Source organism: Novosphingobium sp. BL-S-34 (assembly GCF_056857015.1).
On record NZ_CM166473.1, the window covers coordinates 1,208,122 to 1,233,028 of the forward strand.

A 24,907-nucleotide genomic window follows, 5' to 3' on the forward strand; every position below is an offset into this window, starting at 1 on the left:
GTCAGCGCGGACTCAGCGTGACGGTGGTTTCCGCATCGCCCAGCGCGATCGCAAAGCCGCCGCGATCGGCGGTGCCGGTATCCGCGGCGTAAGTCTTGCCGCCGGCCGTGGTCGTCTCGAACAGGAGACGCGCGCGCGGGGCGATCGCCGTGGCCGGATCGAGCTTCAGCACGACCTTGCCGGTCTTCGCGTCATAATCGGCGCTCTTGATGCGGCCCGATTCCAGCGTGATCCAGAGGCCCGCAGGGGCGATGAAGAGGCGGCGGCGGGCTCCGTCCTTCGGTTCGACATGAACCCTGGCGCCCTTGGCCGTCAGTTCGCCGCCGAAGCCCAGCCAGCCGAACTGCGGATCGTCGACCATGTAAGTCGCCGAGGTGATGGCGTGGCCGTAGAAGCCCATGCCGTAGTCGCCGGTGATGGCGTCCCACTTCATCATGTCGGGCCAGGAGTGGAACGCGGCCGAACCGAAGCCCTGCTGGTCGATATTGGTCACGCCGCCCATCATGCCGCCGTAGGCGACGCGCAGGAGGTGCAGGTCGGTGGGGTTCTGGCGATAGGCGTCGAACAGCGGCACTGCGTTCAGCGCGGAGCCGTAGTGGTGGATCTGCCGCTCGATGCGCGAGACCTTGCCGCCATAAAGGAAGTCCCAGTAGCGGCGGGCATTGCCGTTGTAGCCCCAGCTCGGAATGGTCGGATCATAGGCGAGGATGACCTCGCGCGTTTCGTCCGCCTGGGGCTGATAGCCGAAATAGCGCATCCAGGCGTAGACTTCGGGCTGGCCGGTGGAATCCCAGGCCATCTCGCTGCCGAACGGGAACTTGAGCGTGCGCCAGTGGTCGGCGCGGCCCTTCATCAGGCCCTCCATTTCCGTGGCTTCGGCACTCAGGCCCTCGCGCTTGAGGTCCTTGAGGATGTCGATGAAGACATCGCCCTCCATCTGCCCGAACTGCGCATAGTACGGCGCATCGCGCATCATCGCCACGGACGTGCGGTAGGCCCACTCCAGGTAGAACTTCCAATCGTGCTGCTTGACCAGGCCCTGGTTGTCACGCGCAAGGCGGTAGAGCACCCAGTGGCCGATGGCGACATGCGGATAGTTGTAGGAGCGGCCGAGATCGTCCGAATCCTTCTTCGACCAGGCCGTCCAGCTCTTCCAGTCGATCTTGGGATCGTAGTAGTTCGGGAACTCGACCGGATCGTAGTAGAAGATGCTCTTCTTCACCGCGCCCGCCTGCGGGCCATCCTCGACCTGCAGGGTGCCGAGCACGGTCTCGTTGACGAGGCGCTCCAGCTTGGCGACTTCCTCGGCATTGGGATTGTCGAGCTGCTTCATCATCGCGGCAACCCACGAACCGGCACCGCCCTCGTCGCTCATTCCGGACACCCAGACGCGGCCATCCTGCGTGAGGATCCTGTTGTCCTCGCGGTCGTAGGAAAGGATCGCAGGGCTGCGGTGGAAGGGATCGCCCTTGCCTTCGAACCACTGGTCGGTGGTGGTGAAGTGGCCGATGTCCGCCATCACCTGTTCGAGCGGCTTGGTGATGTAGTAGCTGACCGTCTGCTTCTGGCCATCGGCATAAGTCACGGTCAGCCGAGCCTGGCCCCAGCCGGAAGCCTTGACCTGATAGCGGGACCATCCCCCCCCGTTCTTGTAGGCGCCGCTCTTCTCGGAAGTCGCGGTGAGCGCGCCTTCGGGGAAGGATTCGATCTTCGCCACTTTGCTCGGCGTCTTGAGGAACAGGCTGGCGGTCTGGTCGGTCGGCACGACATAGCCGGGAATGCCCACCGCGACCGGGCGCTTGTTCGCCACCAGCGTGTCTTCGATCTTGCGGATATCGGGGGCAGTCACGAAGCGGAGGCCGATCGTGCGGCTTTCACCCGGAGCAAGCGTGATGCTGGTCGGCGCGTTCCACTGCTGGCCGGCCTTGGCCCATTCCTTCTCGGCGAAGCCCTTGCTGGCCACCGTCCAGTCGTAGAACCCTTCCGAGACCTGGCTCCGCTGGCTCTTGTCAGTGAAGATGTCGCCATTCCTTGCGGCGCGCGCCTCGATGATCGGGCGATAGGCTTCGAGCGGGGTGCCCTTCTCGGGCAGCACCAGCAGCGCCGGTCCCTGTCCGTTGAGGCGCGTGACCTGAAGATAGCCCGCGTCTCGGCCGATGTAGGGATCGACGAAGCTCGCCTCGGCATGGGCCTGGTCCAGATCGCGGTCGAGGATGATGTTGTCGAACACCATCGGCATGCCCAGGCCGCCGATCTCGACCGCGGCGCTGCTGGTGTTGACCAGAGTGAAGCGCATGGCGAGCACGCCCGCCTCGTTCACCCAGCGGCGCTCGACGCGCAGCGGCATTGCCCCGCCATTTCCGGAGGTGCCCATCGACGCGGTGATGTCGGCGGCGGCAAGCACGTCCTTGCCGCCCGGCAGCGCCGCGATCTGCTGGCGCGCATGGGCGGAAGAATAGTCCTGCCACTCGGAACCGGCCGTCTTGAGGCGGATGTGGATGTCGCCGATGTGGACGTAGCCGTCGCTTGCACGTTCGGCCTCGCGGCCGGCCGGCACGAAGTCGAAGGCGGTGTCACCCTTGGGCGAGAGATGGGCCAGCGTCTGGGTATCCGCACGCAAGGCGAGATCGAAGGTTGCCGTCTCCATCTCGGTCTTGCGGATCGGGGGGAATACCTTCTTCGGCTTCGGCGCCTCGCCCTCCTCCGCGTGAGCGATGCTCGTGGGCAACGCCGCCGGCAGAGTGCCGAGCACCAGGGCAATGAGCGGAAGGGGCTTCAGGAGACGCTTCATTTCTGATCCTTGAAGGAAATTAGTGGGCGGCCGTGGCGACGGCGGGCTTGGCCGGCTGTACCGGGCCGAGTGCAGGCGGCGTTTCGCCGAGCAGGTACTGGGTGAAATAGTCGCGCAGCTTCTTCCAGAAGAAGGGCCGGTAGACGTTGTGCGTGGCATTGGGCATCACGATGAGATCGACGTCCCTCCCGGCATCCATCAGCGCCTTGGCGAGCCGGTAGCTCTCGGTGATGGGCACGTTGTCGTCGATGTCGCCGTGGACGAGCAGCAGGTGGCCCTTGAGCTGTCCCGCTACCGCCAGGTTCGAATTGCGCTCCCAGGTTGCCTCGTCGGCATAACCCATCGAGACTTCCGGCCACCAGGTCTTGTCGAGGCGCAAGTCGTGGTTGCCCGAGGAGGCGACGCCCACCTTGAAGAAGTCCGGGCGGCGCAGCACGAAGCGTGCGGTGTCATAGCCCCCGGCCGAACCGCCGAACACGCCCACGCGGTTCGCGTCCATATAAGGGTATTTCGCGGCCATCTGGCGGATCAGCGCGATGTGATCGTCCAGCCCCACCTCGCCGAGGTTCTGGAAGGCAGGCAGGCGAAACTTCTGTCCGCGCCGCGAGGTGCCGGTGCCGTCGATCATCACGACGATCGCGCCGATCTGCGCCACGCTGTTGCCGGCCACGCGCCGCGCGTCGCTCCAGGTGGCAGGCACATCCGTGGTGGTCGGGCCGGTGTAGACGTTGTCGATCACCGGATAGCTGCGCCTGGGATCGAAATGCGCCGGGCGGTAGATCATGCCGTAGATCGGCGTCGTGCCGTCCGCGGCAACACCCTTGAACGGTTCGGGCGGGGTGTAGCCGGTGCCGCGCAGGCGGCTGTCGTCCGCCCGCGCCAGTTCCTTGACGATCCGCCCGGTCGCGCCTTCGCGCAGCACCGCGCGTGTGGGCGTTGTCGGGCTCGACATCTGGTCGACGATCCACTTGCCGTCGGGCGAGACCTGGGCATTGTGATCGAGCGGCTCGGGCGTGAGTTGGGTGAGTTCGCCGCCCGCGATCGGAACCCGGTAGAGCGCGCGCCAATAGGGATTGCGCGCGCCTTCTCCCGATGCTTCGCGGCCGACGCCGGTGACGACCAGCGACGCCTTGTCCTCCGCCACATTATCGACCGTGAGCACTTCCCAGGCCCCGGTGGTCAGCGCCTTTCCGCCATCCGGACCGAGGTCTGGCGTGACGAGGTAAAGCTGCGCCCAGCCGGTCCGCTCGGAGATCGAGAGTTCGCCGCCCAGTTCGGGCGCGGGAAAGATCATGCTGGAAGTCACGGTGACGACCGGCTTCACCGCCTCGTGCACGACGATCCGGGCCACGCCGGTCTGCGGATCGGCGAGGTAGACGGCCTGCTGCCCGTAGCCGCGCTCGGTCCAGAGCGCGCGGACTTTGCCATCCAGCCAGCCCATGTCCGGCGGCGCGGGGTAGAGAAGCGATTCCGCCGGCATCTGGATCGGCACGATCTGCGCCTTGCCCTTGCGCAGGGCCTGCCTGACATCCACCACGAAGCGCGTCGCCTGCGGCAGCTTCTCGGCCCCCGCTAGCGGATAGACGTAGCTGAAGCTGCGCGGGTAGAAACTGCCGGGCGGGTTCTGCTGGGTGATCGAAAGCTTCTTCACCGCACGCGTGTCGAGCCGCCAGCTCAGCAGGTAGCGGCCGTCCGGTGACCACTGCGCCGATACCGGCATGGCCGGTTCCTCGGTTCCTTCGCGCAGGATATCGGACAATTCCGGGATCGAGCGGCCATAAGGCTGCTCCCGCGTACCGTCCGTGGTGAGGGCCACTTCGCGGCCGCTGGCGATATCCACGGCGTAGAGATTGAAATCCCGGGCGACGATCTTCGTCTTGCCGTCCGGCGAAGCAAGGTCCATCTCGCGATGATCGGCCGCTTCGACCTGGAGGGCCTTGCCCGCCGCATCCAGGCTCCAGAGCGCACCGTCGAAGGCGCGGAACCGCACTTCGCCCTGCGCGGGGTCGTAGTCGACATCGGCGATCCGGGCATCGTCGATCGAGACCGGAGCGCCCTTGGCAGCGGTCAGCGCCGCCAGCAGCGCTGCGGTCGAGGTGATCTCCCGGCTCTGCTGGCTGGCAAGGTCCAGCAAGTGGTAACGCTGCTCCAGCCGGTTGCCGGTGCGGTAGAACAACCCGCCCTCCACGAAGCGAGGCGTGACATCGGCATTGTCGATGAGGTCGCCCAGCGCGCTGCCCAGGTATTTCTCGGCATCGGCATAACGCGCGTCGATGCTGGGGACGGCTGCGGCCGCGCCGCGCGTATCGCGCGCTTCGGCTGTGGCCGCGAGCATCGGCACCGCCCAGGCCAGGGCAACGAGGCTGATCGATTTCGCGAGAGGTAAGGTCGAAGCACGCACGGCTGAAATCGCTCGGTTGTTTCGGAAGACCATCGTGTCATGACCTCCGGCCAATCGATAATCAAGGAAAATATACGATATATAATCAGTTTTGTCTTAATGCGCTGTTTGATAGCGCTACCCCAGAACTTGCGCAGGAACCTATTGACTGAAAGCCAGGAACGCCTCCACTGTATACGATATTCGATAGGAGTATCAGCGTGCAATCAACTAGGCGTGGAACTGGCCGGCGCCCTGCCCTTTCCCTCGGCCGCGGTGCCGCCTCGGCCCGAATCCAGGCCTGCGCATGGGCGGCGATCCTTGGAATCGGCCTTTCGCCGGCGGGGGTCGGCGCTCAGGAAACCGCCCCGGTCAGCCGCGAGCTTGCGGTGCCCGGCAATCCCATTCTCGCCGACGGCGACTACTATTCCACCGATCCGGCACCGCTCGTCGCCGATGGCCAGCTCTGGATCCTCACGGGTCGCGACGAGGCGGCCAGCGACGTCAACGACTTCATCATGCCCGAATGGCAACTGCTGAAGACCGCGGATCCCGCCTCCGGCAAGTGGACGCATTACCCTGCCATCATCAAGCCGGAGAATGTCTTCGCCTGGGCCGAGAAGGCCCGCGCCTACGCCGGCCAGATCGTCGAGGGTCCTCGCGCCGCAGACGGCAGGAAGCGCTATTACCTCTATGCCCCCGTGCTGGAGAGAGACAGCGACGCCGAGGACAAGTTCGCGATCGGTGTGGCCGTGGCCGACAGTCCGCTGGGGCCGTGGCGCGATGCCCATCCAGCCGGTCCGATCATCTCGCAGAAGGTGCCCTACCCCAACAAGATCCAGAACATCGACCCCACCGTGATCGTCGACGACGACCAGCGGGTCTATATCTACTGGGGCACGTTCGGCCAGCTTCGCGGGATGGAACTGGCACGTGACATGATCACGCCCAAGGGACCCGAGCAGACCGTCACCGGCCTGACCGGCTTCTTCGAAGCCCCGTGGATCATGAAACGCAAGGGCACTTATTACATGCTCTACGCCGGCAACAACGCCGGCCCGAAATCCGACTGTACGCAGGCCGTCTACTATGCCTGCATCGCCTATGGCAGCGCGCCCTCTCCAATGGGACCGTGGACTTATCGGGGCGTCATGTTGCATCCCGTATCCTCCACCACCTCCCACCCGGGCGCGGTAGAGTTCAAGGGGCAGTGGTACCTTGCCTATCACACGGCGGATGCGAAAGGCGGGGGACACTTCCGCCGCAGCGTTGCGCTGGACAGGATGGAATGGGACGACAGCGTCGTCCCCGCGCGCATTCGCACCGTCGTGCCGACCTTGCGCCCGCAGCCCCCCTTGCCGCCCAGCCGCAACATTGCGCGCGCGGCCTGGGCCACCGCCTCGAACGATCCCGTGCCGGTGCAGTTCTGGATCAAGGCCCTGAACAACGGCGCCGTCAAGGAAGCACCGCTCCCGCCCGACATGTGGGGCAGCTGGTCACCGAACAACCCGCCGCGTCAGTGGATCGAATATCGCTGGGACAAGCCGGTGACGATCGACGGGTCGCGCCTGTGGTTCTGGAACGACCAGCCGGCCGGATCCGGCGTGGGCGTGGCGCCGCCTGCGAACTGGCATCTCGAATACTGGAATTCCACCGGAAAGCGCGGCTGGAAGACCGTTCCCAGGGCCAGCGCCTATGGCACGACCCCCGGCGCGTTCCAGGATGTTTCGTTCCCTGCGATCACGACCCGCTGCCTCCGCGCGGTGATGGACGCTTCCACGGACGGAAAGACCCATGCGGCACTGGCCGTCCAGGAATGGGAAGTCCTGGCTCCGAAGCCTCAGCCCATTGCCGTCCGCTCGGACAATTCGCCACCGGATAGCTGCTCCTGATCTTACCGAACGGGCCAGCAAACCTTCAAAAAACTCAGGAGAGGCGCGGGTTACAAACCCGCGCCTCTTTTGCCATCCGCTTTTCGGATCTGTCGCCGAACCCCATCTAGTCGGACAAAAATGTTTCCAAACCGTCACAATCGCCTTGACTCGTTGCGAATATCGTAGGACGTATACGATATAAGTAAGGGCATCGGATCGAAGGTGCCGCGGATCAAAACAGGGGGTTTTTCGATGAAATCATTGAGAGTCTTGAAGCTTTCGACGGCGCTGACTTCGATCGTCGCGGTCGGGATGGCTGCTCCTGCATGGGCACAGGGCACGCTGGGCACCGCTTCCGAATTGTCGGACCAGAGCCAGGCCGCCCCCGTAGACATCCTCGTGACCGGCGTGCGCGGCAGTGTCGAAGCCGCCGCCACCAAGAAGAGGAATTCCAAGCAGATCGTCGATTCCGTTGTCTCGGAAGACGTCGGCAAGCTGCCCGACAACAATGTCCCGGAAGCCCTCGCGCGTGTCACCGGCGTGCAGATCGAACGCGCCCGCGGACAAGGCCAGAGCGTGACCATCCGCGGCCTCGACCAGGTGCAGACCACGATCAACGGCAATAACACCAACCTCGGTGCTGGCCGCTCGATCGACCTTTCCGACGTTCCGGCGGAACTGCTGAAACAGGTAGACGTCTATAAGACCCGATCGGCCGATCAGGTGGAAGGCAGCATCGCGGGCACCGTGAACGTCGAACTGCGCCGCCCCTTCGATCTCAAGAAGGGCCTCACGGTCGCGGGCAGCATTCGCGGCTCCTACGACGATCAGTCCGAGAAAGTCAGTCCTTACGGCAGTCTCTTGATTGCCGACCGCATCGAAACCGGTATCGGTGAGATCGGCTTCCTGCTCAACGGCTCCTGGACCAAGACCAACTACCGCGAGAACTTCATCGAGAGCGAGTCGCCCACGCAGACCGTCGTCGGCGGCAATACCATCGTCATTCCCTATCGCGCGCAGTACGGCATCGAGCAGGGCAACGTGAAGCGCCCTTCGATCAATGCGGTTCTGCAGTGGAAGGCCAGCGACAAGCTCGATTTCGTGCTGGAAGGCGGCTACGTCGGATCACGCGAAAAGCGCTCGGTGGAGCGTCTCTACGTCCAGGACATGCCTTACGCCAGCAACTACAGCGACATCGTGCTGATGCCCGACGGCAGAACCGTAAAATCGCTGACCGTCAGCAACGCCAATGGCGTCAATGCCGGCATCGATTCCCTGTACAACTCGATCCACTCGGATCTCTACACCACGAACTTCGAAGCGCACTGGCATTCGGACAAAGTCCAGATCAATACCGGCTTGCAATACAACTGGTCGAAGACGGGTAACTACTTCGTCGAGAGCATTCTCAAGCCTCAGGGCCTGACCTCCGCCTCCGTCGATTTCGCCTCGGACATCTACAGCAAGGGCGCACCTTCGATCACGCTCAACGGTGCCGACCTGAACGACGTCTCGTCCTACGGCGTCGACCGCTTCCAGGACAATCTCGGCGGCTCCAAGAACAAGGAATTCGCGGCCCAGGCAGACCTGACGATCCAGCTCAGCGAAACCTCGCTGCTGCGCAGCCTGCAGGTCGGTGGCCGCTTCAACCAGCGTCGTACGAGCAATTACTACGGCTACCGCGACGGCCTGCCCCGCGTGAACGGCGCGCCCGCTCCGCTCAGCCTGTTCCCCGGCTACGATATGGCATCCCAGGTCGGCCCCGACATCGGCGGATCGACGATGCAGTGGTACCGCATCCCCGGCTCCCTGGTGCTGAGCCAGATCGACGACGTTCGTGCCTTCATCCAGCAGTACGATCCCGCCAATGCCGCGCGCTTCTCCACCATCGATCCGCCGAGCGACCGTGGGTCCACGTTCAGCTCCAACGAAAAGAACTTCGCGGCCTATGCGCAGATCAATTACGGCTTCGACATGGGCAAAATCCCCGTCGAAGGGTTGATCGGCGCTCGCTTCACCAACACCTGGGGCACGTCGAGCAGCTTCAGCTACCGGCCGGGCGATGCCTCCAACGGCAATCAGGATATCGTCGAGGCCGCAGAGGGCCAGGGCAACTACGCCGACATCCTGCCCAGCGTCTCGGCCGTCATCCATTTCACGCCGAAAGCACAGCTGCGCCTGTCCTACTCCACGAACGTCCAACGCCCGACCTTTGCCGACGCGCGTCCGTTCTATTCGCTTAACCTCACCAGCAATCCGCCGATCGTCTATGCCGGCAATCCAAGCCTCAAGGCGCAACGCGACCAGGCCTTCGACGTCAGCGCCGAATACTACTTCGGTCGCGGCGGCCAGATCTCGCTGGCAGGCTACTACAAGAAGGCCACCGGCTTCCTGCTCTATAGCCGCGAACAGGCATCGGCGGCCGAAATGGCGGCTTACGGCGTCAACCTTGCAGATTATGGCGCTGCGTTCGGCTATGTCGAGCAGCAGCGGAACGCAGGCGACGGTACTTTCGTGGGCCTTGAAGGCACGGTCCAGTCGTTCTTCGACTTCCTGCCGGGCATTCTCAGCAACTTCGGCGTCAGCCTGAACGCCTCGCACATCCTCAAGGCCCGCGTCGAATACGACGATGAGGAGAGCTTCCCGGGCGAGTTCGACTCCCCCAACACCTCGAAGTGGACGGCCAACGCGACCCTGTTCTACGACACGCCCAGCTTCAGCGCACGCGTGGCCTACAACTACCGTTCGTCTTATCGCATCGGCTTCTGGCTCGACGGCCAGGGCTCGGACCGCGCCCGGTATTCGCCCTATAACGGCGCAACCGACCGGCTCGATGCGGCGATCAACTATACGCCCATATCGTTCATGACGCTGTCGCTGGAAGCATCGAACATCCTGGGCAGCGATGTCTACCGCTATCACGGCAGCGAGGACCTGCTTCCCCTCGGCGTCCGCACTCTGGCGCGTACCGTCCAGGGCAGCGTCCGCTTCCGCTTCTGATCCAGAGCCCATCGACGGGACGCCATGATTGCCACCCGGCAGTCATGGCGTCCTGGCGTTTCAGACGCTTGCAGTGAAGATCGGGCGCCCCGGCACCGGCATCTCGGTGCGATAGATGGTGCCGGTGCTTGATTCCGTGAAATAGAGCCAGCGATTGTCCGGCCCGCCATAGGCTGCGTTAGTGGTATAGCGCCCTTCCGGCACGTCGATCCGCAGCATCGGCTCTCCCCGGTTGCTGAACAGCCAGACGGCGCCGAAGCCGACATGGCAGACCGCCAGGTTGTCGTCCTCGTCGATGGCGAGCCCGTCGGGGCCGGAACCTCCCGACATCTGGATATAGGTTCCGACTTTGCTCACTACCGCGCCGTCTTCCATCAAGGGGCAGCGCCAGACCGCGTTCGCGCGCGTAACGGCCAGGAAAAGCGCGGTCTCGGCCTTGTTGAGCACGAGGCCATTGGGGCTGGGAATGCCATCGAGCAGAAGTTCCAGCCGCCCGCTGCCGGCGCGTACGCGAAACAGGCGGCCATTGGGGTTCTGCCAGCCCGACTGGCCCTGATCGGTGAAATAGATATCGCCATTACGCGCGATGGTCAGGTCATTGCAGCCCAAGAACGGCTCCAGCAGATAGCGATCGAACCAGACCTCGGACTGACCGCTGGCCAGGTCGCAGATCACCATGCCCTTGTGATGATCCGCCACCAGCAGCCGTCCGTCCGCCAAGAACTTCATGCCGTTGGGCTGGCCATCGTATTCGAAACCCACCTCGCAGTGTCCTTCGGGATCGATGCGGAACAATCGGCCCCAGGGAATGTCGGTCACCCAGAGGTTGCCCTCTGCGTCGAAGACCGGCCCTTCGAGGAAGACCGGCGCGGCGGCGCCATGAAGCTGCACGCGCGCCCATTCGGTGGTTTCGCCAAACCGGCGAAGTGTGTCGGGAATGCGGCAGAAAACTTCCGCCATGACGGCGGGCGGCGCTGCGAACATGCTTCTTATCCTCTCCTGAAATCGCCCAGACGGTTTGCACTTATTGGATACATTAAACAGACCGCCCTCCGCTTGACGGCCAATTTTTAGGATCTACCCTTCCATACAGCAACAACACGTATACATATCGCTGGAGAGGTGAAGGTCCCATGAGTTCTCGCGAGCTCGTCTGCATCATCGACCCGATTCATGCCATCGGCGTAGAGCGGATGTCGCAGGCACACGATATCATCGCACCGGCGAACTGGCGGGACGACGCCCGGCTCGCCGAAACCAGCGTCATCGTGATCCGCACCAGCCCGCTCGGCCCGGAGATTTTCGGGGCCATGCCGCGGCTGAAAGCGATCGTGAAGCACGGGGCCGGGGTGGACAATATCGACATGGCCGCCGCGTCCGCCCGCGGCGTCATCGTCGCCAATACCCCCGGCGGCAACAATTCCACTGCCGTGGCCGAAGGCGCCGTGGCCATGATGCTGGCCCTGCTGCGCCGCACGCGCGACATGGACGGCCTGGTGCGCGAGGGTCGCTGGAACGAACGATGGACGGTGCGGCTGGGCGACCTGACCGGCGCGCGCGTGGGCCTCATCGGGTTCGGCCGCATTGCCCGCTGCGTGGCAAGGATCTGCGCAGCCGGCTTCGGCGCGGAAGTCGCGGCCTATGACCCGATGGTGCCGGATACGGAGATCCGCGGGGCGGGGGCGGAACCGCTGCCGCTGGAGGAGATCCTGCGCCGCGACGTGATCTCCATCCACACGCCTTTGACCGAAGCCACGCGCGGCCTGATCGACACCGTGGAACTGGGCATGATGGCGCGCCACGCGATCCTCGTGAACTGTTCTCGCGGCGGCATCGTCAACGAGGCGGCACTGGCCGATGCCTTGAAGGCGGGACAGATCGCCGGCGCCGGCATCGACGTCTTCGAGGCAGAGCCGCCCGCGCCCGACAATCCGCTGTTCGCTCTGCCGAACTGCCTGCTCTCTCCGCATGTCGCCGGCGTGACCGAGGCGGGCATGCGCGACATGGCCCTGAACGTCGCGCAAGTCGTCGAAGACGTGAGCCGCGGGGAGCGGCCGAAGACCCTGCTCAATCCGGAGGCCCTTGCATGACCGCGCCGCTGAAGTCCGTCATCTATCGTCAGATCCCCAGACCCGACCCCGCCCTGGTCGCCCGCGCCGCCCGGTTCGGCGTGGCCGACCTGCACGAGGGCCTGGGTGAAATCGCCGGGCGCATGGCGCTGATGAGCCCTGCCATGACGCCGATCGCGCCCGGACAGAAACTCTGCGGCCCCGCCGTCACCGCATGGAATTTCCCCGGCGACAATCTCGCCATCCACGCCGCCCTCTGGGTGGCCGAGGCGGGCGACGTGTTGGTTCTCACCAATGGCGGGGGGCACCAGGGTGCCCTCTGGGGCGATGTCGCCTGCACATATGCGCAGCGCAAGGGCCTGGCCGGGACCGTGGTGCATGGCGCCATGCGCGACGTCGATGCCATCCGCGCGCTGGGCTATCCGGTCTGGTCCACCGCCGTCTCGGTCGAGCACCCGAAGAAACGCGGGCCTGCCGCCGTCAACGTGCCAGTAGTGGCCGATGGGGTGCGGGTGGAGCCCGGAGACCTCGTGGTCGGCGATTCCGACGGGGTGCTGGTGATCCCGCGCGCCTTGATAGAACAGACTGTAGACAGGGCGGAGGCACGCGCCGCGGCAGAAGTCGAATTCCGCCGCCGCATCGGCGAAGGCGAAGTGCTTTTCGGGATCCTCGGCATGGACAGGATCGTCGCCGAACTCGGCATCGAGATTCACGACTGCACCTGGGGAGGGGACCGCTAGCGGTCCGGCAGGGTCTTGCAGGGAGTGCCGAGGCCGGCGATCGTCGGCTTCGGTGCTTCCTGCAAACCGGCCCCCGGGAAACCGGCATAATTGAGCTGCGAGGAGAGAGCCAATGACCGCAAAGGCTGCAGACCGGCGAATGCATCTGGTCAGCTTCCAGATCCATTCCCCGATCAACCACACCGTGCTCAGCTGGGCGGCCCCCGGCGACAACCGGCTGGATGCCATGGCCGACCTGAAGGCCTGGCAGGACCTAGTCCGCACGCTGGAGCGCGGCCGGTTCGACGGGCTGTTCTTCGCCGACACACCCGGCGTGTTCGACCGTTACCGCGACAGCCACGAGGACGCCGTGAAGTACGGCATCTGCTGGCCCAATCACGATCCCGTGGTCCTGCTCTCCGCCCTCGCCGCCGCCACCGAGCATCTGGGCCTCGCGACCACGATGTCCACGAGTTCCTATCGCCCCTGGACGATCGTGCGGCAGCTTTCCACGCTCGACTATCTCTCGGGCGGGCGCGTCGGCTGGAACATCGTGACCGGGCACTTGCGCGGCGAGCATCGCGCGCTCGGCCTGGAACAGCTGGAGCACGACCGCCGCTACGACGCGGCCGACGAATATATGGAGGTCTGCTACCGCCTCTGGGACTCGATCGGCGAAGGCGCCGTGCTCGCCGACCGGAACGCGGGCGTTTATGCCGATCCTGCCAAAGTCGCATTTGTCGACTTCAAGGGCGAGTTCCACAAGTGCCAGACGGTCGGGCCGGTCCTGCCCTCCCCCCAGAAACGGCCGGTGCTGTTCCAGGCCGGCACCTCCGGGCGCGGGATGCGCTTCGGCATCGAGCATGGCGACGTGGTCTTCGCGATCCAGCCCAACCTGCCCGGCATGCAGCGCACCATGCGCCAGCTTGACGAAGCCGCCGCCGGGCTCGGCCGCAAGGCGCCGGGCGTGCTGTTCGGCGTGCAACCGATCCTCGGCGGTACCGAGGAAGAAGCGCAGCGACACCTGGACGATCTCATCGAACGGCTGCCGCTGGACGGTTGCCTCTCCCGCCTCTCCGGGACGATGGGCGTGGATTTTTCCGGCATCGAACTCGATCAGCCGATGCAGGAACAGGCGACGCAGGCTTCGCAGGGCCTGATGAAGGCTTTCACCTCGGTTCTGGGCGATCGTCCTTTCACCTTGCGCGAAGTCGCGATCAAGTGGGGCCTTGCGGTGGGCATGCCGCAGATCGTCGGAACGCCCGAACAGGTCGCTGCCAGGCTCGAGGAGATCTGGCGCGAAACCGAGTGCCACGGTTTCAACCTCACGCCCACGGTCATGGCCTCCTCGGTCACGAACTTCGTCGACGAGGTCGTGCCGATCCTCCAGAAACGCGGGGTGTTCCGCACAGACTACGAGGGCCAGACTTTCGCCGCCAACCTGGGGCTTCGCTGAAACGCCGGTCGGCATGCATCATGCGCGGGCTTGCATGGTGCATCGACCGGGGCCAATGAGCCTCGATGCGCATTGCACTCTTCGAACCGGAAATCGCTGGAAACGTCGGCGCCATCCTGCGCCTGAGCGCCTGCCTCGGCGCGGCCGTGGACCTTGTCGAGCCGATGGGCTTCGCCTGGGACGACCGCCGCGTGCGGCGCACCGCCATGGACTACATCGACCACGTCACCATCACGCGCCACGCCGATTTCGAGGCTTTCCGCAGCACGATCAGCGCGAGCAGGCTGGTCCTCTTCACGACGAAGAGCGAACAATCGCCCTACACGTTCACGTTCAGGCCCGACGACATCCTTCTTTTCGGCAAGGAGAGCGCGGGCGTTCCCGTCGATGTCTCGGATATCTGCGACGCCCGGCTGCGCATCCCTATGCGACCGCAGGTCCGCTCCATGAACCTGGCGACCTCGGCAGCGCTCGCACTGGGCGAGGCGCTGCGGCAGACCGAAGCCCTGCCGGACTGACCGGCGCACATCGAAATGCCTGCCCGGATCTTCGAACCGGGCAGGCATTCGGGGCGATACGCCGTCAGGCGACGGAGGAGAGACGGAGCTCCTGCCTGCGCGCGCCGGTATCGAAGCGGGCGGCCTGGTCGTTGAGCGATCCGGCCTCGGTGGTGAGATTGCGGGCGGCGGCGGAAGTTTCCTCCACCATCGCCGCGTTCTGCTGCGTCGAATGGTCCATCGTCGAGACCGCCACGCTGATCTGGGTGATCGCGGTGGACTGCGCCTGGTTGTCCTGCGCCATCTGGCCAAGCAGGGCATGGACCTCGCCCACGCCTTCCGAGATGGTCTCGAAGGCGCCATCGACGCGCTGGACGGCATCGACCGCGGTGCCGATGTCGGTCTGGGTGGCGGTCAACTGTTCGCGGGCGCGCTTGGCCTCCTCTTCCGAGCGCATGGCCAGCGCCGAGACGAGATCGGCCACGACCGCGAAGCCGCGCCCGGCATCGCCGGCCCGGCCCGCCTCGACAGCGGCATTCATGGCCAGCACGCGGGTCTGGAAGGCGATCTTGTCGACGCCCTCGATCACCGAATCGATGCCCTTGGCGCTCTGGCTGACGCGGTCCATCGCCGCCACCGCCTCACCGGCCACGGCGCGTCCGCCCGAGACCGTGGAGAGTGCCTCGTCGGCACGGCGCACCGTCCGGGTCGAAGCCGAAGCCGAGGCCTTGAGGCGCTGGTCAATCTGCACCAGCGCGGCGGACGTTTCCTCCAGGCTGGCGGCATTGGCCTCGGTGCGGCGGGCGAGATCCTCGGAAGCCTGCGCGATTTCCGCCGAGCCGGTCTGGATGCCGCTGGCGCTGCCCGCGACCGCACCGATCATGCGGCGCAGTTCGGCCAGGGCGGCGTTGAAGTTGTCCTTCAGCGCGGCATAGCCGGCCGGGAAGGCTTCGGTGATGTCGCGCGTGAGGTCGCCCTGGCGCAGGGCGTCGAGCCCGTCGCCCACGGCGCTGGTGACGATCTTCTGCTCCTCGGCCGAGCGGCGGTCGGCTTCCGCGCGGTCGGCCGCGGCCTGGCGGAACACGTCGGCGGCGCGGGCCATGGTGCCGATCTCGTCCTCGCGGCCCAGTTCGGGGATCGCGCAATGCTCGCCCTTGGCCAGGCGGTCCACCGCGCCCGAAAGCTTGGCCATCGGACGGCCGATGATGCCGCCAGCGGCATAGAACAGCGTCGCCAGTACGGCCGCAACGATCACCAGGCCGCCGATCACCAACTGCCAGGCCATGCTGCGTGCAGGCGCGGCAATCGTCGCCTCGGGAACGTCCAGAACCAGCGCCCAAGTGGTGTTCAGGCCTTCGAACGCGATCGGCCGGACCACGCGGCGAGTCGCCACGCCGTCGACCTCGATATCCGTCAGCACCCGCGTCTCGCCCTTGGCGATGGCCGCCTTCACCTCGTCAAGGCCGGGATCGGCGTAGAGCTTGCCAAGGCGGGCGGCATCCGGGTTGGCCACCCAGATCGCGCCCGCGGAAAGCAGCATGACGCGGCCGGTACCGAAAGGCTTGAGCCTGGACAGACGTTCGGAAATGTTGCCCAGTTCCATGTCGAGCCCCGCCACGCCGATCACCCGCTCTCCCGAGCGCACCGGCTGGGTGATCGACGTCATCAGCACCGTCCGGCCGCCCGCGTCGAAAGTATAGGGGTCGAGGATCGCGCCCTCTCCGCTCTCGAACGACTGGCGGAAGAAGGGCTTGCCGTAACCTTCCATTTCGTTGTTCGGGATCTGGGCAAGCGTGCCGTCGGTCTTGACCCAATAGGGGCGGAAGTTGCCGTCCCTGCTCGATCCGGGCTGGCCGCCTTTGCCCGCGTCCGGTCCATCCCACTGGCCGGGCGCGATCATGGTCCAGGCGCCAAGCGCGACTTTCGACTTGAGAAGGTCCGTCCTCAGCACGTTCGTGGCGGTGCCGCGATCGCGCGCATTGCCGGCGTGCAGATTGCCCATGGTGGCCGCCAAGGTACGGGCGGTCGCCTCGAACGTGGCGATATCCGTCTTCACCTGGTTACCCTCGGCATCGGCCTGGGCGATGGCCGACTGGTCCGACAGCGTGCCGACGGCGGACTGCGTCTCGAAGACCACGGCGGTAAAGCCGATGACGAGCAGCACGGCGATGGCCAGTCCGGCGACCGTCATCAGCTTGCCCGCGATATGCATGCGGTTGAACACGTCTCTCATTTTCCAGCTCCAGGAATGTCTTGGCAGGCCGCAGCGGCTGCGAGGCACGGAAAGTGCGCCTCCCGCGCGGAAGACTCCCGACCGCAAACCAGGAACGGTGCTGCAAAAGCGCAAGACGGCATCGAGGTCCTCTGCTCGGACGGGAAGGCAGTCTTATTATAGGATGGTATGCCAAAGATCGGACGCAGCGATCGATTTGGCCGGATTGCGCGGCTTGCACCCGGAAATGTCGCAAAAAGGCAATTAGGAGTGCAGAATCTGCAATTGCAGGAAGGCCGCAGCGGGGACATATCGCCCCTGCCTTTCAGGCATCCTCTCCCAAAACCTATTCCGGCCGGTCCTTCGGGACCGGCCTTTTTTTGTGCGCCGAAGCGGCCTTACTTGTTCTTCAGCATCTCGATGGCGATCAGCGACGCCTCGTGCACATGTTCGCGGCATGCCTTGGCCGCGGCATCCGCATTGCGGTTGGCAATGGCATCGACGATCTTGGAAAGCCGCTTGAGCCCTGCAGCCTGGCGGCCGACGACCGACAGCGTCATCGCGCGCATCTGGCTGATGCGGCTGTTCAGGCGCTGCACGATTTCCCAGGCGATCTCATGCCCGCCGGTGGTGAAGATCACCTCATAGAAATGCGTGGAGGCATTGAGCGCGGCAATCGCGTTCTTGTCATTGTGCGCCGCTTCGATCGCCGCCAGCGCCTCCCGCAGCAAGGCGACGGTTTCCGCCGAGGACCGGTCCGCGCAGGCCGCCGCCGCCGAGGACTCGAGCTGCATGCGGATCTCGTAGATCTGCTGCGCCTGTTCCGGCGATATCGTGGAAAGGCGCGGACCGGATGGCGTGCTTTCCACCAGTCCTTCGGATTCCAGATTGCGGATGACTTCCCGGATCACCGAGCGGCTGACGCCAAGACGGTCTCCCAGGCTGCGTTCCACCAGCCGTTCGCCGGGCGCTATCTGCCCCTGCATGATGGCGTCGCGCACACGATCCAGCGCGATGAGCCTCAAAGTCTGCGGCCGCGCTTCGATCCGTTCCAAATCATCCTCCACAAAGGGTTCCGTTACTCTTGAAACTCTCATGACAAGAACCGTTGCATGTGTCTAGTCTTCTGGTATACCACCATACAACATTCCAAGGAGGTTGCCCGATGGCTCTGAAGATTCGCAAGCTCGTGTCCTATGTCGAGGAAGTCCGCATCGAAGGCGGCAAGGACGCCGCACGTCCCGTCACCACCGTTCTCGTGGCCGCTGTCGTGAAGAACCCCTGGGCCGGCCGTGACTTCGTGGAAGACCTTCAGCCCGAGATCCGCGCCTATGCCTCCGATCTCGGCGCACTCATCGTCGAGAAGCTGACCGCGACCATCGGCGGCGCAGACAAGATCGAGGCCTATGGCAAGGCGGCCGTCGTCGGCGGCGCGGGCGAGATCGAGCATGCCTCGGCGCTGATCCACACCCTGCGCTTCGGCAACCACTACCGCGAGGCGGTGAATGCGAAGTCCTACCTCAGCTTCACCAACAAGCGTGGCGGCCAGAACACCTCGATCCAGGTGCCGATGATGCACAAGGACGACGAAGGCCAGCGTTCGCACTACATCACTGCCGAATTCGCCATTTCCGACGCCCCGCTCGATGACGAGATCGTGATCGTGCTCGGCGCTGCCGATGGTGGCCGCGTGCATCCGCGCATCGGCAATCGCTACCTCGACCTGGAAGCCATTGCCGCGGAGAAGGCCGCGCAGCAGGGCTGACGGTGGGCGCGAACCCTTTCCCGACGGCCTATGAGGACACGGGCGGAGACAATCCGCCCGTGATCCTGATCCACGGCGTCGGACTGTCGCAGGCCATGTGGAGCGCGCAGAAGACCGCGCTTCAGGACGCCTACCGCGTCATCACGCTGGACATGCTCGGGCACGGCGGAAGCGCCGCGCCGGCCGCCGATGCTGGGCTGGACGACTATGCCGACCAGGTGGCCGAACTGATGGATCATCTGGCCATCGACAAGGCGGTGCTGATCGGGTTCTCGATGGGCGCCCTGGTGGCACGCGCCTTCGCCTTTCGCTTTCCCGGCCGCCTTTCGGGCCTGATCCTGCTCAACGGCGTCTTCGACCGTTCCGAGGCCGTGCGCGCCACGATCCTGGGCCGGGTGGACGAAGTGCGGCAGGCGGGCCCCGCCGCCAATGCCGATGCCGCGATCGAGCGCTGGTTCACGCCGCAGTTCCGTGCTGCCCGGCCCGGCTATATCGCCGACTTGCGCGCCCATATGGCGGGCAACGACCATCACGGCTACCTCACGTCCTATGGCCTTTTCGCCAGCCAGGACAACTTCGGCGCCGACCGCCTCGGCGAGATCGCGGTGCCCACGCTGGTCGCCACCGGGGAGTTCGATGTCGGCTCCACGCCCGAGATGACCCGCAAACTGGCGGCCCGCATCCCCGGCGCGCAAGCCGAAGTCATCGCCCATGCGCGCCACATGATGCCGGTGGAAATGCCGGAAGAAACCAATGCCCTGCTCCTGGACTATCTCGCTACGATCACCCAGGCGCCCATAACTGCCGGAGAGGCTTCATGACGACACGGAAATTCCAGATGCTGGTGGACGGCGCGTGGATCGACGCTGCTTCCGGCCGGACTTATGAATCGCGCAATCCCGCGACCGGCCAGGTCTGGTCGGTCCTGCCCGACGCCGACGAAGCCGATGCCGACCGCGCCGTGCGCGCTGCCGATGCCGCGTTCCGCAGCGCGGCATGGCGCGCCCTCACTGCCACCGCGCGCGGCAAGCTGCTGCGCCGCCTGGGCGACCTGATCGCCGAGCATGCGGGCGAACTGGCCGAACTGGAAACGCAGGACAACGGCAAGCTCATCCGCGAGACGCGCGGCCAACTGGCCTATCTGCCCGAATTCTTCCACTACAGCGCCGGTCTGGCCGACAAGCTGGAAGGCAGCACCCTGCCGATCGACAAGGCGGACATGTTCGCCTTCACCGTGCCCGAGCCGCTGGGCGTCGTTGCCGCGATCATTCCCTGGAACAGCCCGCTCTACCTGACCGCGATCAAGCTGGCCCCTGCGCTCGCCGCCGGGAACACCCTGGTCATCAAGCCTTCGGAACATGCCTCCGCCAGCATCCTGCGCTTCGCCGCGCTGGTCGCGGAAGCAGGGTTCCCCGCGGGCGTGGTCAATGTCGTGACCGGCCTCGGCCCCAGCGCCGGTGCTGCCCTCACCCGGCACCCGCTCGTGCGCCGCATCGCCTTCACCGGCGGACCTTCGACCGCGCGCCACGTCATCAAGGCCAGTGCCGAGAACTTCGCCAAGCTGTCACTGGAACTGGGCGGCAAGTCCGCCAACATCGTGTTCGACGATGCCGACCTGCAGAGCGCGGTGAACGGCGCCGTCGCGGGCGTCTATGCCGCTTCGGGCCAGAGCTGTGTCGCCGGTTCGCGGCTGCTGGTGCAGGACGGCATCTACGATCGCTTCGTCGCCGCGCTGACCGAGCGGATGGCCCGCATCCGCATCGGCGATCCGCTCGACCCGGATTCGGACATGGGCCCCATGGCCACCGAACAGCAGCTCGGCGTGGTGGAGAGCATGGTCGGCCGCGCCCGCGAGGAAGGCGCCGAAGTGCTGGCCGGCGGCCAGCGCCACGCCGGCCGCGAGGGCTGGTATTACGAGCCGACCCTCCTGGCGTGCAGCTCCGACCAGCTCGACGTGGTGCAGAACGAAGTGTTCGGTCCCGTCGCCGCGATCATGCGCTTCTCGGACGACGCCGAAGCGCTTGCGCTTGCCAACGGCACCGAATACGCCCTGGCCGCGGGCATCTGGACGCGCGACATCGGCCGCGCACACCGTTTCGCCCGCGACGTTCATGCCGGGATCGTCTGGGTGAACACTTACCGCGCGGTCTCCGCCATGGCGCCGATCGGCGGCTTCGGCGCAAGCGGTTACGGACGCGAGGGCGGCATCCATGCCGTGCTCGACTACACCGAACTGAAGACCGTCTGGGTCAACCTGTCGGAACAGCCGATGGGCGACCCCTTCGTGATGCGGTGAGAGGAGATAGCGACATGACGACAAGCGCAATCGATCCGGCCGAATTCCGCAAGGCCATGGCCGAATTCCCATCGGGCGTCACGGTCGTGACCGCCCTGGACGAGCAAGGCGCCCTGGTGGGCTTTACCGCCAGCACCTTCACCTCGCTGTCGCTGGACCCGCCGCTGGTGCTGGTGTGCCCGGCCCTGACTTCCGCCACTTATCCGCACCTCGTGCGCGGCGGGCGTTTCGCGATCCACATTCTCGCGGCCGAGCAGCAGGCGCTCGCCATGGCCTTCGCCTCGAAGGGCACGGACAAAGTGGCGGCACTGGAATGGACGCTGAGCGATCTCGGCAACCCGCTGCTCCAGGGCGCCAGCTGCGTGCTCGAATGCAGCCTCTGGCGCGAATACGAAGGCGGTGACCATGCCATTCTCGTGGGCGAAGTGCTGCGCATAGACCGCTGCGAAAGCGGCGTGCTGCTTTATCACCGCGGGCAGATGAGCAATCACGCTCACCTGGAAAAGGAGGTCGCGGGCGCATGACGATCCGGGATCTTCACCCCTTCCGCGATCAGGCTTTCGTCGGCGGGATCTGGACCGTATCGCTCGATACGGTGCCCGTGACCGACCCCGCGACCGGCGAGGTCATCGCGCAAGTGCCCTACCTCGGCGCGGCCGAGACCCGGACCGCCATCGAGGCGGCGGAGCAGGCGCAAGCCGAATGGCGCGCCCGGCCCGCAGGCGAGCGTGCCGACCTGCTGCTGCGCTGGCATGCGCTGCTCCTGGAGCACCAGGAAGCACTTGCGGCCATCCTCACCGCCGAACAGGGCAAGCCGCTGGCAGAAGCGCGCGGCGAAGTGCTCTATGCCGCCAGCTTCGTGCGCTGGTTCGCGGAAGAAGCGCGGCGGATCGAGGGCGAAGTGATCCCCGCGCCCCGTTCGAACCAGCGCATCCTGGTCTGGAGCGAGCCGGTGGGCGTCGTCGCCGCGATCACGCCGTGGAACTTCCCGGCGGCCATGGTGACCCGCAAGGTCGCCCCGGCGCTTGCGGCGGGCTGCGCGATCATCGTCAAGCCCGCGCCGGAAACCCCGCTGACGGCGCTCGCCCTGGCGGCGCTGGCCGAGGAAGCGGGCCTGCCCGCCGGGCTGCTCAGCGTCATCACCGGTGAAGCCGCTGCCATCGGCGAGGCTTTCATGAGCAGCGATGTCGTGCGCAAGCTCTCCTTCACCGGCTCTACCGGGGTGGGCCGCAAGCTTTACGAACAGTCCGCGCCCACGTTGAAGCGGCTCTCGCTGGAACTGGGCGGAAACGCGCCGTTCCTGGTGTTCGACGATGCCGATATCGATGCGGCCGTGGAAGGGGCATTGCTGGGCAAGTACCGCAATGCCGGGCAAACCTGCGTCTGCGTGAACCGCTTCCTCGTGCAGGACGGCATCCATGACGCCTTCGTCGAGCGGCTTCGGCAGCGGGTCGAGGGCCTGGTCCTCGGCCGCGGCACGGAAGCGGGCGTGACGATCGGTCCGCTCATCAATGCGCGCGCCGTCGAGAAAGTGGAGCAGCATGTGGCGGATGCCGTCGCCCGCGGCGGACGTCTGCTGGCGGGTGGAACGCGGCAGGAAGGCCTGTTCTTCCCGCCCACGCTGATCGCCGACGTTCCGCGCGATGCGCTGGTCGCCTCGGAGGAAACCTTCGGGCCGCTCGCCGCCGTAATCCGCTTCGAGACCGAGGAAGAGGCGATCCGTCTGGCCAACGATACCGAGTTCGGTCTGGCCGCCTATGCCTATACCCGCGACATCGGACGCGCCATGCGCGTCGCCGGAGCCCTGGAATACGGCATGGTCGGGCTGAACGAGGCAGCGATCTCCACCGAAGTCGCCCCGTTCGGCGGGATCAAGGCCTCAGGCATGGGCCGCGAAGGCTCCCGCCACGGCATCACCGACTATCTCGAACTGAAATACGTGATGATGGGCGGGCTTTAACCCCCACGTTACGGACCCTTGGGTCGCAACAGAGAAGCGCCGGCATCCATGAGGATGCCGGCGCTTTTTCGTTTCCCGGATCATGACATCTTGAACAGGATGCCGTGCGTCAGCCTTGCGCGTCGATCTCCGCAAAGACCTCGCAGGCGAGACGGAAGCTGTCCACCCCGGCCGGGATCCCCACGTAGACGGCGATCTGCAACAGCACTTCGCGGATCTCCTCACGCGTCAGGCCATTGGTCAGCGCGCCGCGAATATGCGCCTTGAACTCGTGGCTGCGGTTGAGCGCCGCGATCATGCCCAGGTTCAGGATCGAGCGGCTGCGGCGGTCGAGACCGGGCCGGTTCCAGATTTCGTCCCAGCAGTACTTCGTCGTCAGTTCCTGCATGGCCCAGTTGAAATCGTCCGCGCCGTCGAGCGCCTTGTCGACATAGGCATCGCCCAGCACTTCACGCCGGGTGGCGAGGCCGCGTCCGAACTTTTCGTCCTGCGGTCTATCGGTCATCCTGTTCCAGTCCTTCCACGATCACGATTTCCACTTCGGCCGCGCCTTCGCGCGCGGCGCGGGCGGCGCTGTATTCGGGCGAGGCATGGCAGGCCAGCGCAGCCTCCATGCTGGGAAACTCTATCACGACCGTGCGCTCGAAAGGCTCCGGCCCTTCGAGCGCCACCGAACGTCCGCCCCGCGACAACAGCTTTCCGCCATTGGAGATCAGGGCGGCCGGTCCAAGGGCCATGTAACCGGCGTAAGCCTGCGGGTCCGTCACATTGACCCGGGCGATCCAGTAGGCCTTGGCCATCGCGGTCAGGCGAAGGCCGGAAGGACGTGGTCGATGAACAGGCGCAGCGATTCGCGCTTTTCCTCGAACGAGAGGCTGTTATCGACCCAGATGCTGTACTCGTCGACGCCCAGCGCCTCGTAGCTCTTCAGGCGCTCGATCAGCTCGTCCGGCTTGCCGATCATGACGTTCTTGCGCAGCGTCTCGGGCACGTACTCGGGGAACTTCTCCGGGTTGATCGGCGGAACGGCGGTCTGGAAACCATTGACCGGCGGCGTCTTGTTGCCGAACCAGGCGCCGAACGAGCGGAAGAAGAACGAGATACCTTCCGCCGCGGCCTGCCAGTCGTCATCGCCGGTATGGACGTGGGCATGCTGCAGCACCATGATCCGGGGGCGCTCGGTGATCTGCGGCGCGGCTTCGATGGCGTTCTCGAACTTGGTCATGAGATCGGCCACTTCGGCATCGCCCTTGGCGAGCGGGGTCACCATCACGTTGCAGCCGTTGGCGACGGCGAACTTGTGCGAATCGGGGTCGCGCGCGGCGATCCACAGCGGCGGGCGGGCCTGGATCGGCTTGGGCACGCTGGTGGAAGTGGGGAACTTCCAGATCTCGCCGTCATGCTCGACATCGCCTTCCCAAAGGGGCTGGAGCAGCGGCACCATCTCGCGCAGGTACTTGCCGCCGTCCGTCGCGGATACGCCATTGAGCATGCGATCGAATTCGAACTGATAGGCGCCGCGCGCCAGTCCCACTTCGGCACGGCCGTTGCTGATCACGTCCAGCAGGGCGGCTTCGCCGGCCATGCGAATCGGGTGCCAGAACGGCGCGATGAAGGTGCCGGCGCCCAGGCGGATGCGGCTGGTTCGCCCGGCCACGGCCGAGAGCAGCGGAATCGGGTTCGGCGAGATGGTATATTCCATCGCGTGGTGCTCGCCGATCCAGACTTTGTCCATGCCGCCAGCCTCGGCCATGTCGCACAATTCAAGCAATTCTTCGAAGAGCTTATGGTGCGAGACCGAGGCGTCGTAACGCTCCATGTGCAGAAAGATCGAGAACTTCATCATCCATCCTTTTCCCAGCCTCGCTCGTGGCGGGGCTTAAAATTT

Annotated in this window: 19 protein-coding genes; 11 read left to right on the plus strand and 8 right to left on the minus strand. The window is 65.4% G+C overall.

Annotated features, from left to right (window positions below):
- Position 1: 1 nt before the first annotated feature.
- Both AC1VV3_RS19210 and AC1VV3_RS19215 read right to left on the minus strand, forming a co-directional pair.
- Positions 2–2,791, minus strand: coding sequence for a DUF5695 domain-containing protein (locus AC1VV3_RS19210; protein ID WP_482962159.1), 2,790 nt, complete (start codon positions 2,789–2,791; stop codon positions 2–4).
- A gap of 19 nt (positions 2,792–2,810) precedes the next feature.
- A complete protein-coding gene (locus AC1VV3_RS19215; RefSeq protein ID WP_482962160.1) occupies positions 2,811–5,192 on the minus strand; it encodes a S9 family peptidase in 2,382 nt (793 codons plus the stop codon).
- A gap of 200 nt (positions 5,193–5,392) precedes the next feature.
- Here AC1VV3_RS19215 and AC1VV3_RS19220 point away from each other — a divergent pair, with 200 nt between their 5' ends.
- Both AC1VV3_RS19220 and AC1VV3_RS19225 read left to right on the plus strand, forming a co-directional pair.
- Positions 5,393–7,063, plus strand: a complete 1,671-nt coding sequence (locus AC1VV3_RS19220) for a family 43 glycosylhydrolase (protein ID WP_482962161.1) — start codon at positions 5,393–5,395, stop codon at positions 7,061–7,063.
- 252 nt (positions 7,064–7,315) lie between these two features.
- Positions 7,316–10,045, plus strand: coding sequence for a TonB-dependent receptor (locus AC1VV3_RS19225; protein WP_482962162.1), 2,730 nt, complete (start codon positions 7,316–7,318; stop codon positions 10,043–10,045).
- A gap of 60 nt (positions 10,046–10,105) precedes the next feature.
- Here AC1VV3_RS19225 and AC1VV3_RS19230 read toward each other — a convergent pair whose 3' ends face one another.
- Complete coding sequence (locus AC1VV3_RS19230) at positions 10,106–11,029, minus strand: SMP-30/gluconolactonase/LRE family protein (protein WP_482962163.1); 924 nt, start codon at positions 11,027–11,029, stop codon at positions 10,106–10,108.
- A gap of 149 nt (positions 11,030–11,178) precedes the next feature.
- Here AC1VV3_RS19230 and AC1VV3_RS19235 point away from each other — a divergent pair, with 149 nt between their 5' ends.
- The 4 genes from AC1VV3_RS19235 (at position 11,179) to AC1VV3_RS19250 (ending at position 14,807) form a co-directional block, all read left to right on the plus strand.
- Entirely contained in the window at positions 11,179–12,135 is a 957-nt protein-coding gene (locus AC1VV3_RS19235) for a hydroxyacid dehydrogenase (protein WP_132266100.1), read from the plus strand.
- Complete coding sequence (locus AC1VV3_RS19240) at positions 12,132–12,854, plus strand: 4-carboxy-4-hydroxy-2-oxoadipate aldolase/oxaloacetate decarboxylase (RefSeq protein WP_482962164.1); 723 nt, start codon at positions 12,132–12,134, stop codon at positions 12,852–12,854. Before AC1VV3_RS19235 ends, AC1VV3_RS19240 begins: the two co-directional genes overlap by 4 nt.
- Before the next feature lie 112 nt (positions 12,855–12,966).
- Positions 12,967–14,289, plus strand: coding sequence for an NtaA/DmoA family FMN-dependent monooxygenase (locus AC1VV3_RS19245; protein ID WP_482962165.1), 1,323 nt, complete (start codon positions 12,967–12,969; stop codon positions 14,287–14,289).
- A 65-nt stretch (positions 14,290–14,354) separates the two neighbouring features.
- Entirely contained in the window at positions 14,355–14,807 is a 453-nt protein-coding gene (locus tag AC1VV3_RS19250) for a tRNA (cytidine(34)-2'-O)-methyltransferase (protein WP_482962166.1), read from the plus strand.
- Between the two features lie 64 nt (positions 14,808–14,871).
- Here the strand turns inward: AC1VV3_RS19250 and AC1VV3_RS19255 are convergent, their stop codons facing one another.
- Together AC1VV3_RS19255 and AC1VV3_RS19260 are read right to left on the minus strand one after the other, a co-directional pair.
- Positions 14,872–17,019 carry a methyl-accepting chemotaxis protein gene (locus AC1VV3_RS19255; RefSeq protein WP_482962167.1) on the minus strand — a complete coding sequence of 716 codons (2,148 nt, stop codon included), beginning with the start codon at positions 17,017–17,019 and terminating at the stop codon, positions 14,872–14,874.
- A 377-nt stretch (positions 17,020–17,396) separates the two neighbouring features.
- Positions 17,397–18,053: a GntR family transcriptional regulator gene (locus tag AC1VV3_RS19260; RefSeq protein WP_243654236.1), complete on the minus strand. Its 657-nt coding sequence runs from the start codon at positions 18,051–18,053 to the stop codon at positions 17,397–17,399.
- A gap of 110 nt (positions 18,054–18,163) precedes the next feature.
- On the opposite strand from AC1VV3_RS19260, the gene AC1VV3_RS19265 reads away from it, so the two are divergent.
- From AC1VV3_RS19265 to AC1VV3_RS19285, 5 genes are read left to right on the plus strand one after another with little or no spacing between them, the layout of a single operon-like run.
- Complete coding sequence (locus AC1VV3_RS19265; protein WP_132266109.1) at positions 18,164–18,763, plus strand: amino acid synthesis family protein; 600 nt, start codon at positions 18,164–18,166, stop codon at positions 18,761–18,763.
- A gap of 2 nt (positions 18,764–18,765) precedes the next feature.
- Positions 18,766–19,584: an alpha/beta fold hydrolase gene (locus tag AC1VV3_RS19270; protein WP_482962168.1), complete on the plus strand. Its 819-nt coding sequence runs from the start codon at positions 18,766–18,768 to the stop codon at positions 19,582–19,584.
- On the plus strand, positions 19,581–21,059 hold the full coding sequence (locus tag AC1VV3_RS19275; protein WP_482962169.1) for an aldehyde dehydrogenase: 1,479 nt from the start codon (positions 19,581–19,583) through the stop codon (positions 21,057–21,059). Before AC1VV3_RS19270 ends, AC1VV3_RS19275 begins: the two co-directional genes overlap by 4 nt.
- Positions 21,060–21,073: 14 nt before the next feature.
- Entirely contained in the window at positions 21,074–21,583 is a 510-nt protein-coding gene (locus tag AC1VV3_RS19280) for a flavin reductase family protein (RefSeq protein WP_482962170.1), read from the plus strand.
- Positions 21,580–23,019, plus strand: coding sequence for an NAD-dependent succinate-semialdehyde dehydrogenase (locus AC1VV3_RS19285; RefSeq protein ID WP_482962171.1), 1,440 nt, complete (start codon positions 21,580–21,582; stop codon positions 23,017–23,019). The genes AC1VV3_RS19280 and AC1VV3_RS19285 overlap by 4 nt, the downstream gene beginning before the upstream one ends.
- Positions 23,020–23,128: 109 nt before the next feature.
- Here AC1VV3_RS19285 and AC1VV3_RS19290 read toward each other — a convergent pair whose 3' ends face one another.
- From AC1VV3_RS19290 to AC1VV3_RS19300, 3 genes are read right to left on the minus strand one after another with little or no spacing between them, the layout of a single operon-like run.
- Positions 23,129–23,524, minus strand: coding sequence for a carboxymuconolactone decarboxylase family protein (locus tag AC1VV3_RS19290; protein WP_482962172.1), 396 nt, complete (start codon positions 23,522–23,524; stop codon positions 23,129–23,131).
- Positions 23,514–23,819 carry a DUF1330 domain-containing protein gene (locus tag AC1VV3_RS19295; protein WP_482962173.1) on the minus strand — a complete coding sequence of 102 codons (306 nt, stop codon included), beginning with the start codon at positions 23,817–23,819 and terminating at the stop codon, positions 23,514–23,516. Before AC1VV3_RS19295 ends, AC1VV3_RS19290 begins: the two co-directional genes overlap by 11 nt.
- A 5-nt stretch (positions 23,820–23,824) precedes the next feature.
- Positions 23,825–24,862, minus strand: coding sequence for an LLM class flavin-dependent oxidoreductase (locus tag AC1VV3_RS19300; protein ID WP_134096367.1), 1,038 nt, complete (start codon positions 24,860–24,862; stop codon positions 23,825–23,827).
- Positions 24,863–24,907 lie beyond the last annotated feature (45 nt).

What these genes read in the sequence shown, in the direction of transcription:
- AC1VV3_RS19275 (WP_482962169.1), top strand. Translation starts at nt 19,581, where the DNA reads ATGACGACACGGAAATTCCAGATGCTGGTGGACGGCGCGTGGATCGAC.
- AC1VV3_RS19285 (WP_482962171.1), top strand. Translation starts at nt 21,580, where the DNA reads ATGACGATCCGGGATCTTCACCCCTTCCGCGATCAGGCTTTCGTCGGC.
- AC1VV3_RS19250 (WP_482962166.1), top strand. Translation starts at nt 14,355, where the DNA reads ATGCGCATTGCACTCTTCGAACCGGAAATCGCTGGAAACGTCGGCGCC.
- AC1VV3_RS19245 (WP_482962165.1), top strand. Translation starts at nt 12,967, where the DNA reads ATGACCGCAAAGGCTGCAGACCGGCGAATGCATCTGGTCAGCTTCCAG.
- AC1VV3_RS19295 (WP_482962173.1), bottom strand. Translation starts at nt 23,819, where the DNA reads ATGGCCAAGGCCTACTGGATCGCCCGGGTCAATGTGACGGACCCGCAG.
- AC1VV3_RS19230 (WP_482962163.1), bottom strand. Translation starts at nt 11,029, where the DNA reads ATGTTCGCAGCGCCGCCCGCCGTCATGGCGGAAGTTTTCTGCCGCATT.
- AC1VV3_RS19235 (WP_132266100.1), top strand. Translation starts at nt 11,179, where the DNA reads ATGAGTTCTCGCGAGCTCGTCTGCATCATCGACCCGATTCATGCCATC.
- AC1VV3_RS19290 (WP_482962172.1), bottom strand. Translation starts at nt 23,524, where the DNA reads ATGACCGATAGACCGCAGGACGAAAAGTTCGGACGCGGCCTCGCCACC.
- AC1VV3_RS19210 (WP_482962159.1), bottom strand. Translation starts at nt 2,791, where the DNA reads ATGAAGCGTCTCCTGAAGCCCCTTCCGCTCATTGCCCTGGTGCTCGGC.
- AC1VV3_RS19255 (WP_482962167.1), bottom strand. Translation starts at nt 17,019, where the DNA reads ATGAGAGACGTGTTCAACCGCATGCATATCGCGGGCAAGCTGATGACG.
- AC1VV3_RS19265 (WP_132266109.1), top strand. Translation starts at nt 18,164, where the DNA reads ATGGCTCTGAAGATTCGCAAGCTCGTGTCCTATGTCGAGGAAGTCCGC.
- AC1VV3_RS19300 (WP_134096367.1), bottom strand. Translation starts at nt 24,862, where the DNA reads ATGAAGTTCTCGATCTTTCTGCACATGGAGCGTTACGACGCCTCGGTC.
- AC1VV3_RS19280 (WP_482962170.1), top strand. Translation starts at nt 21,074, where the DNA reads ATGACGACAAGCGCAATCGATCCGGCCGAATTCCGCAAGGCCATGGCC.
- AC1VV3_RS19240 (WP_482962164.1), top strand. Translation starts at nt 12,132, where the DNA reads ATGACCGCGCCGCTGAAGTCCGTCATCTATCGTCAGATCCCCAGACCC.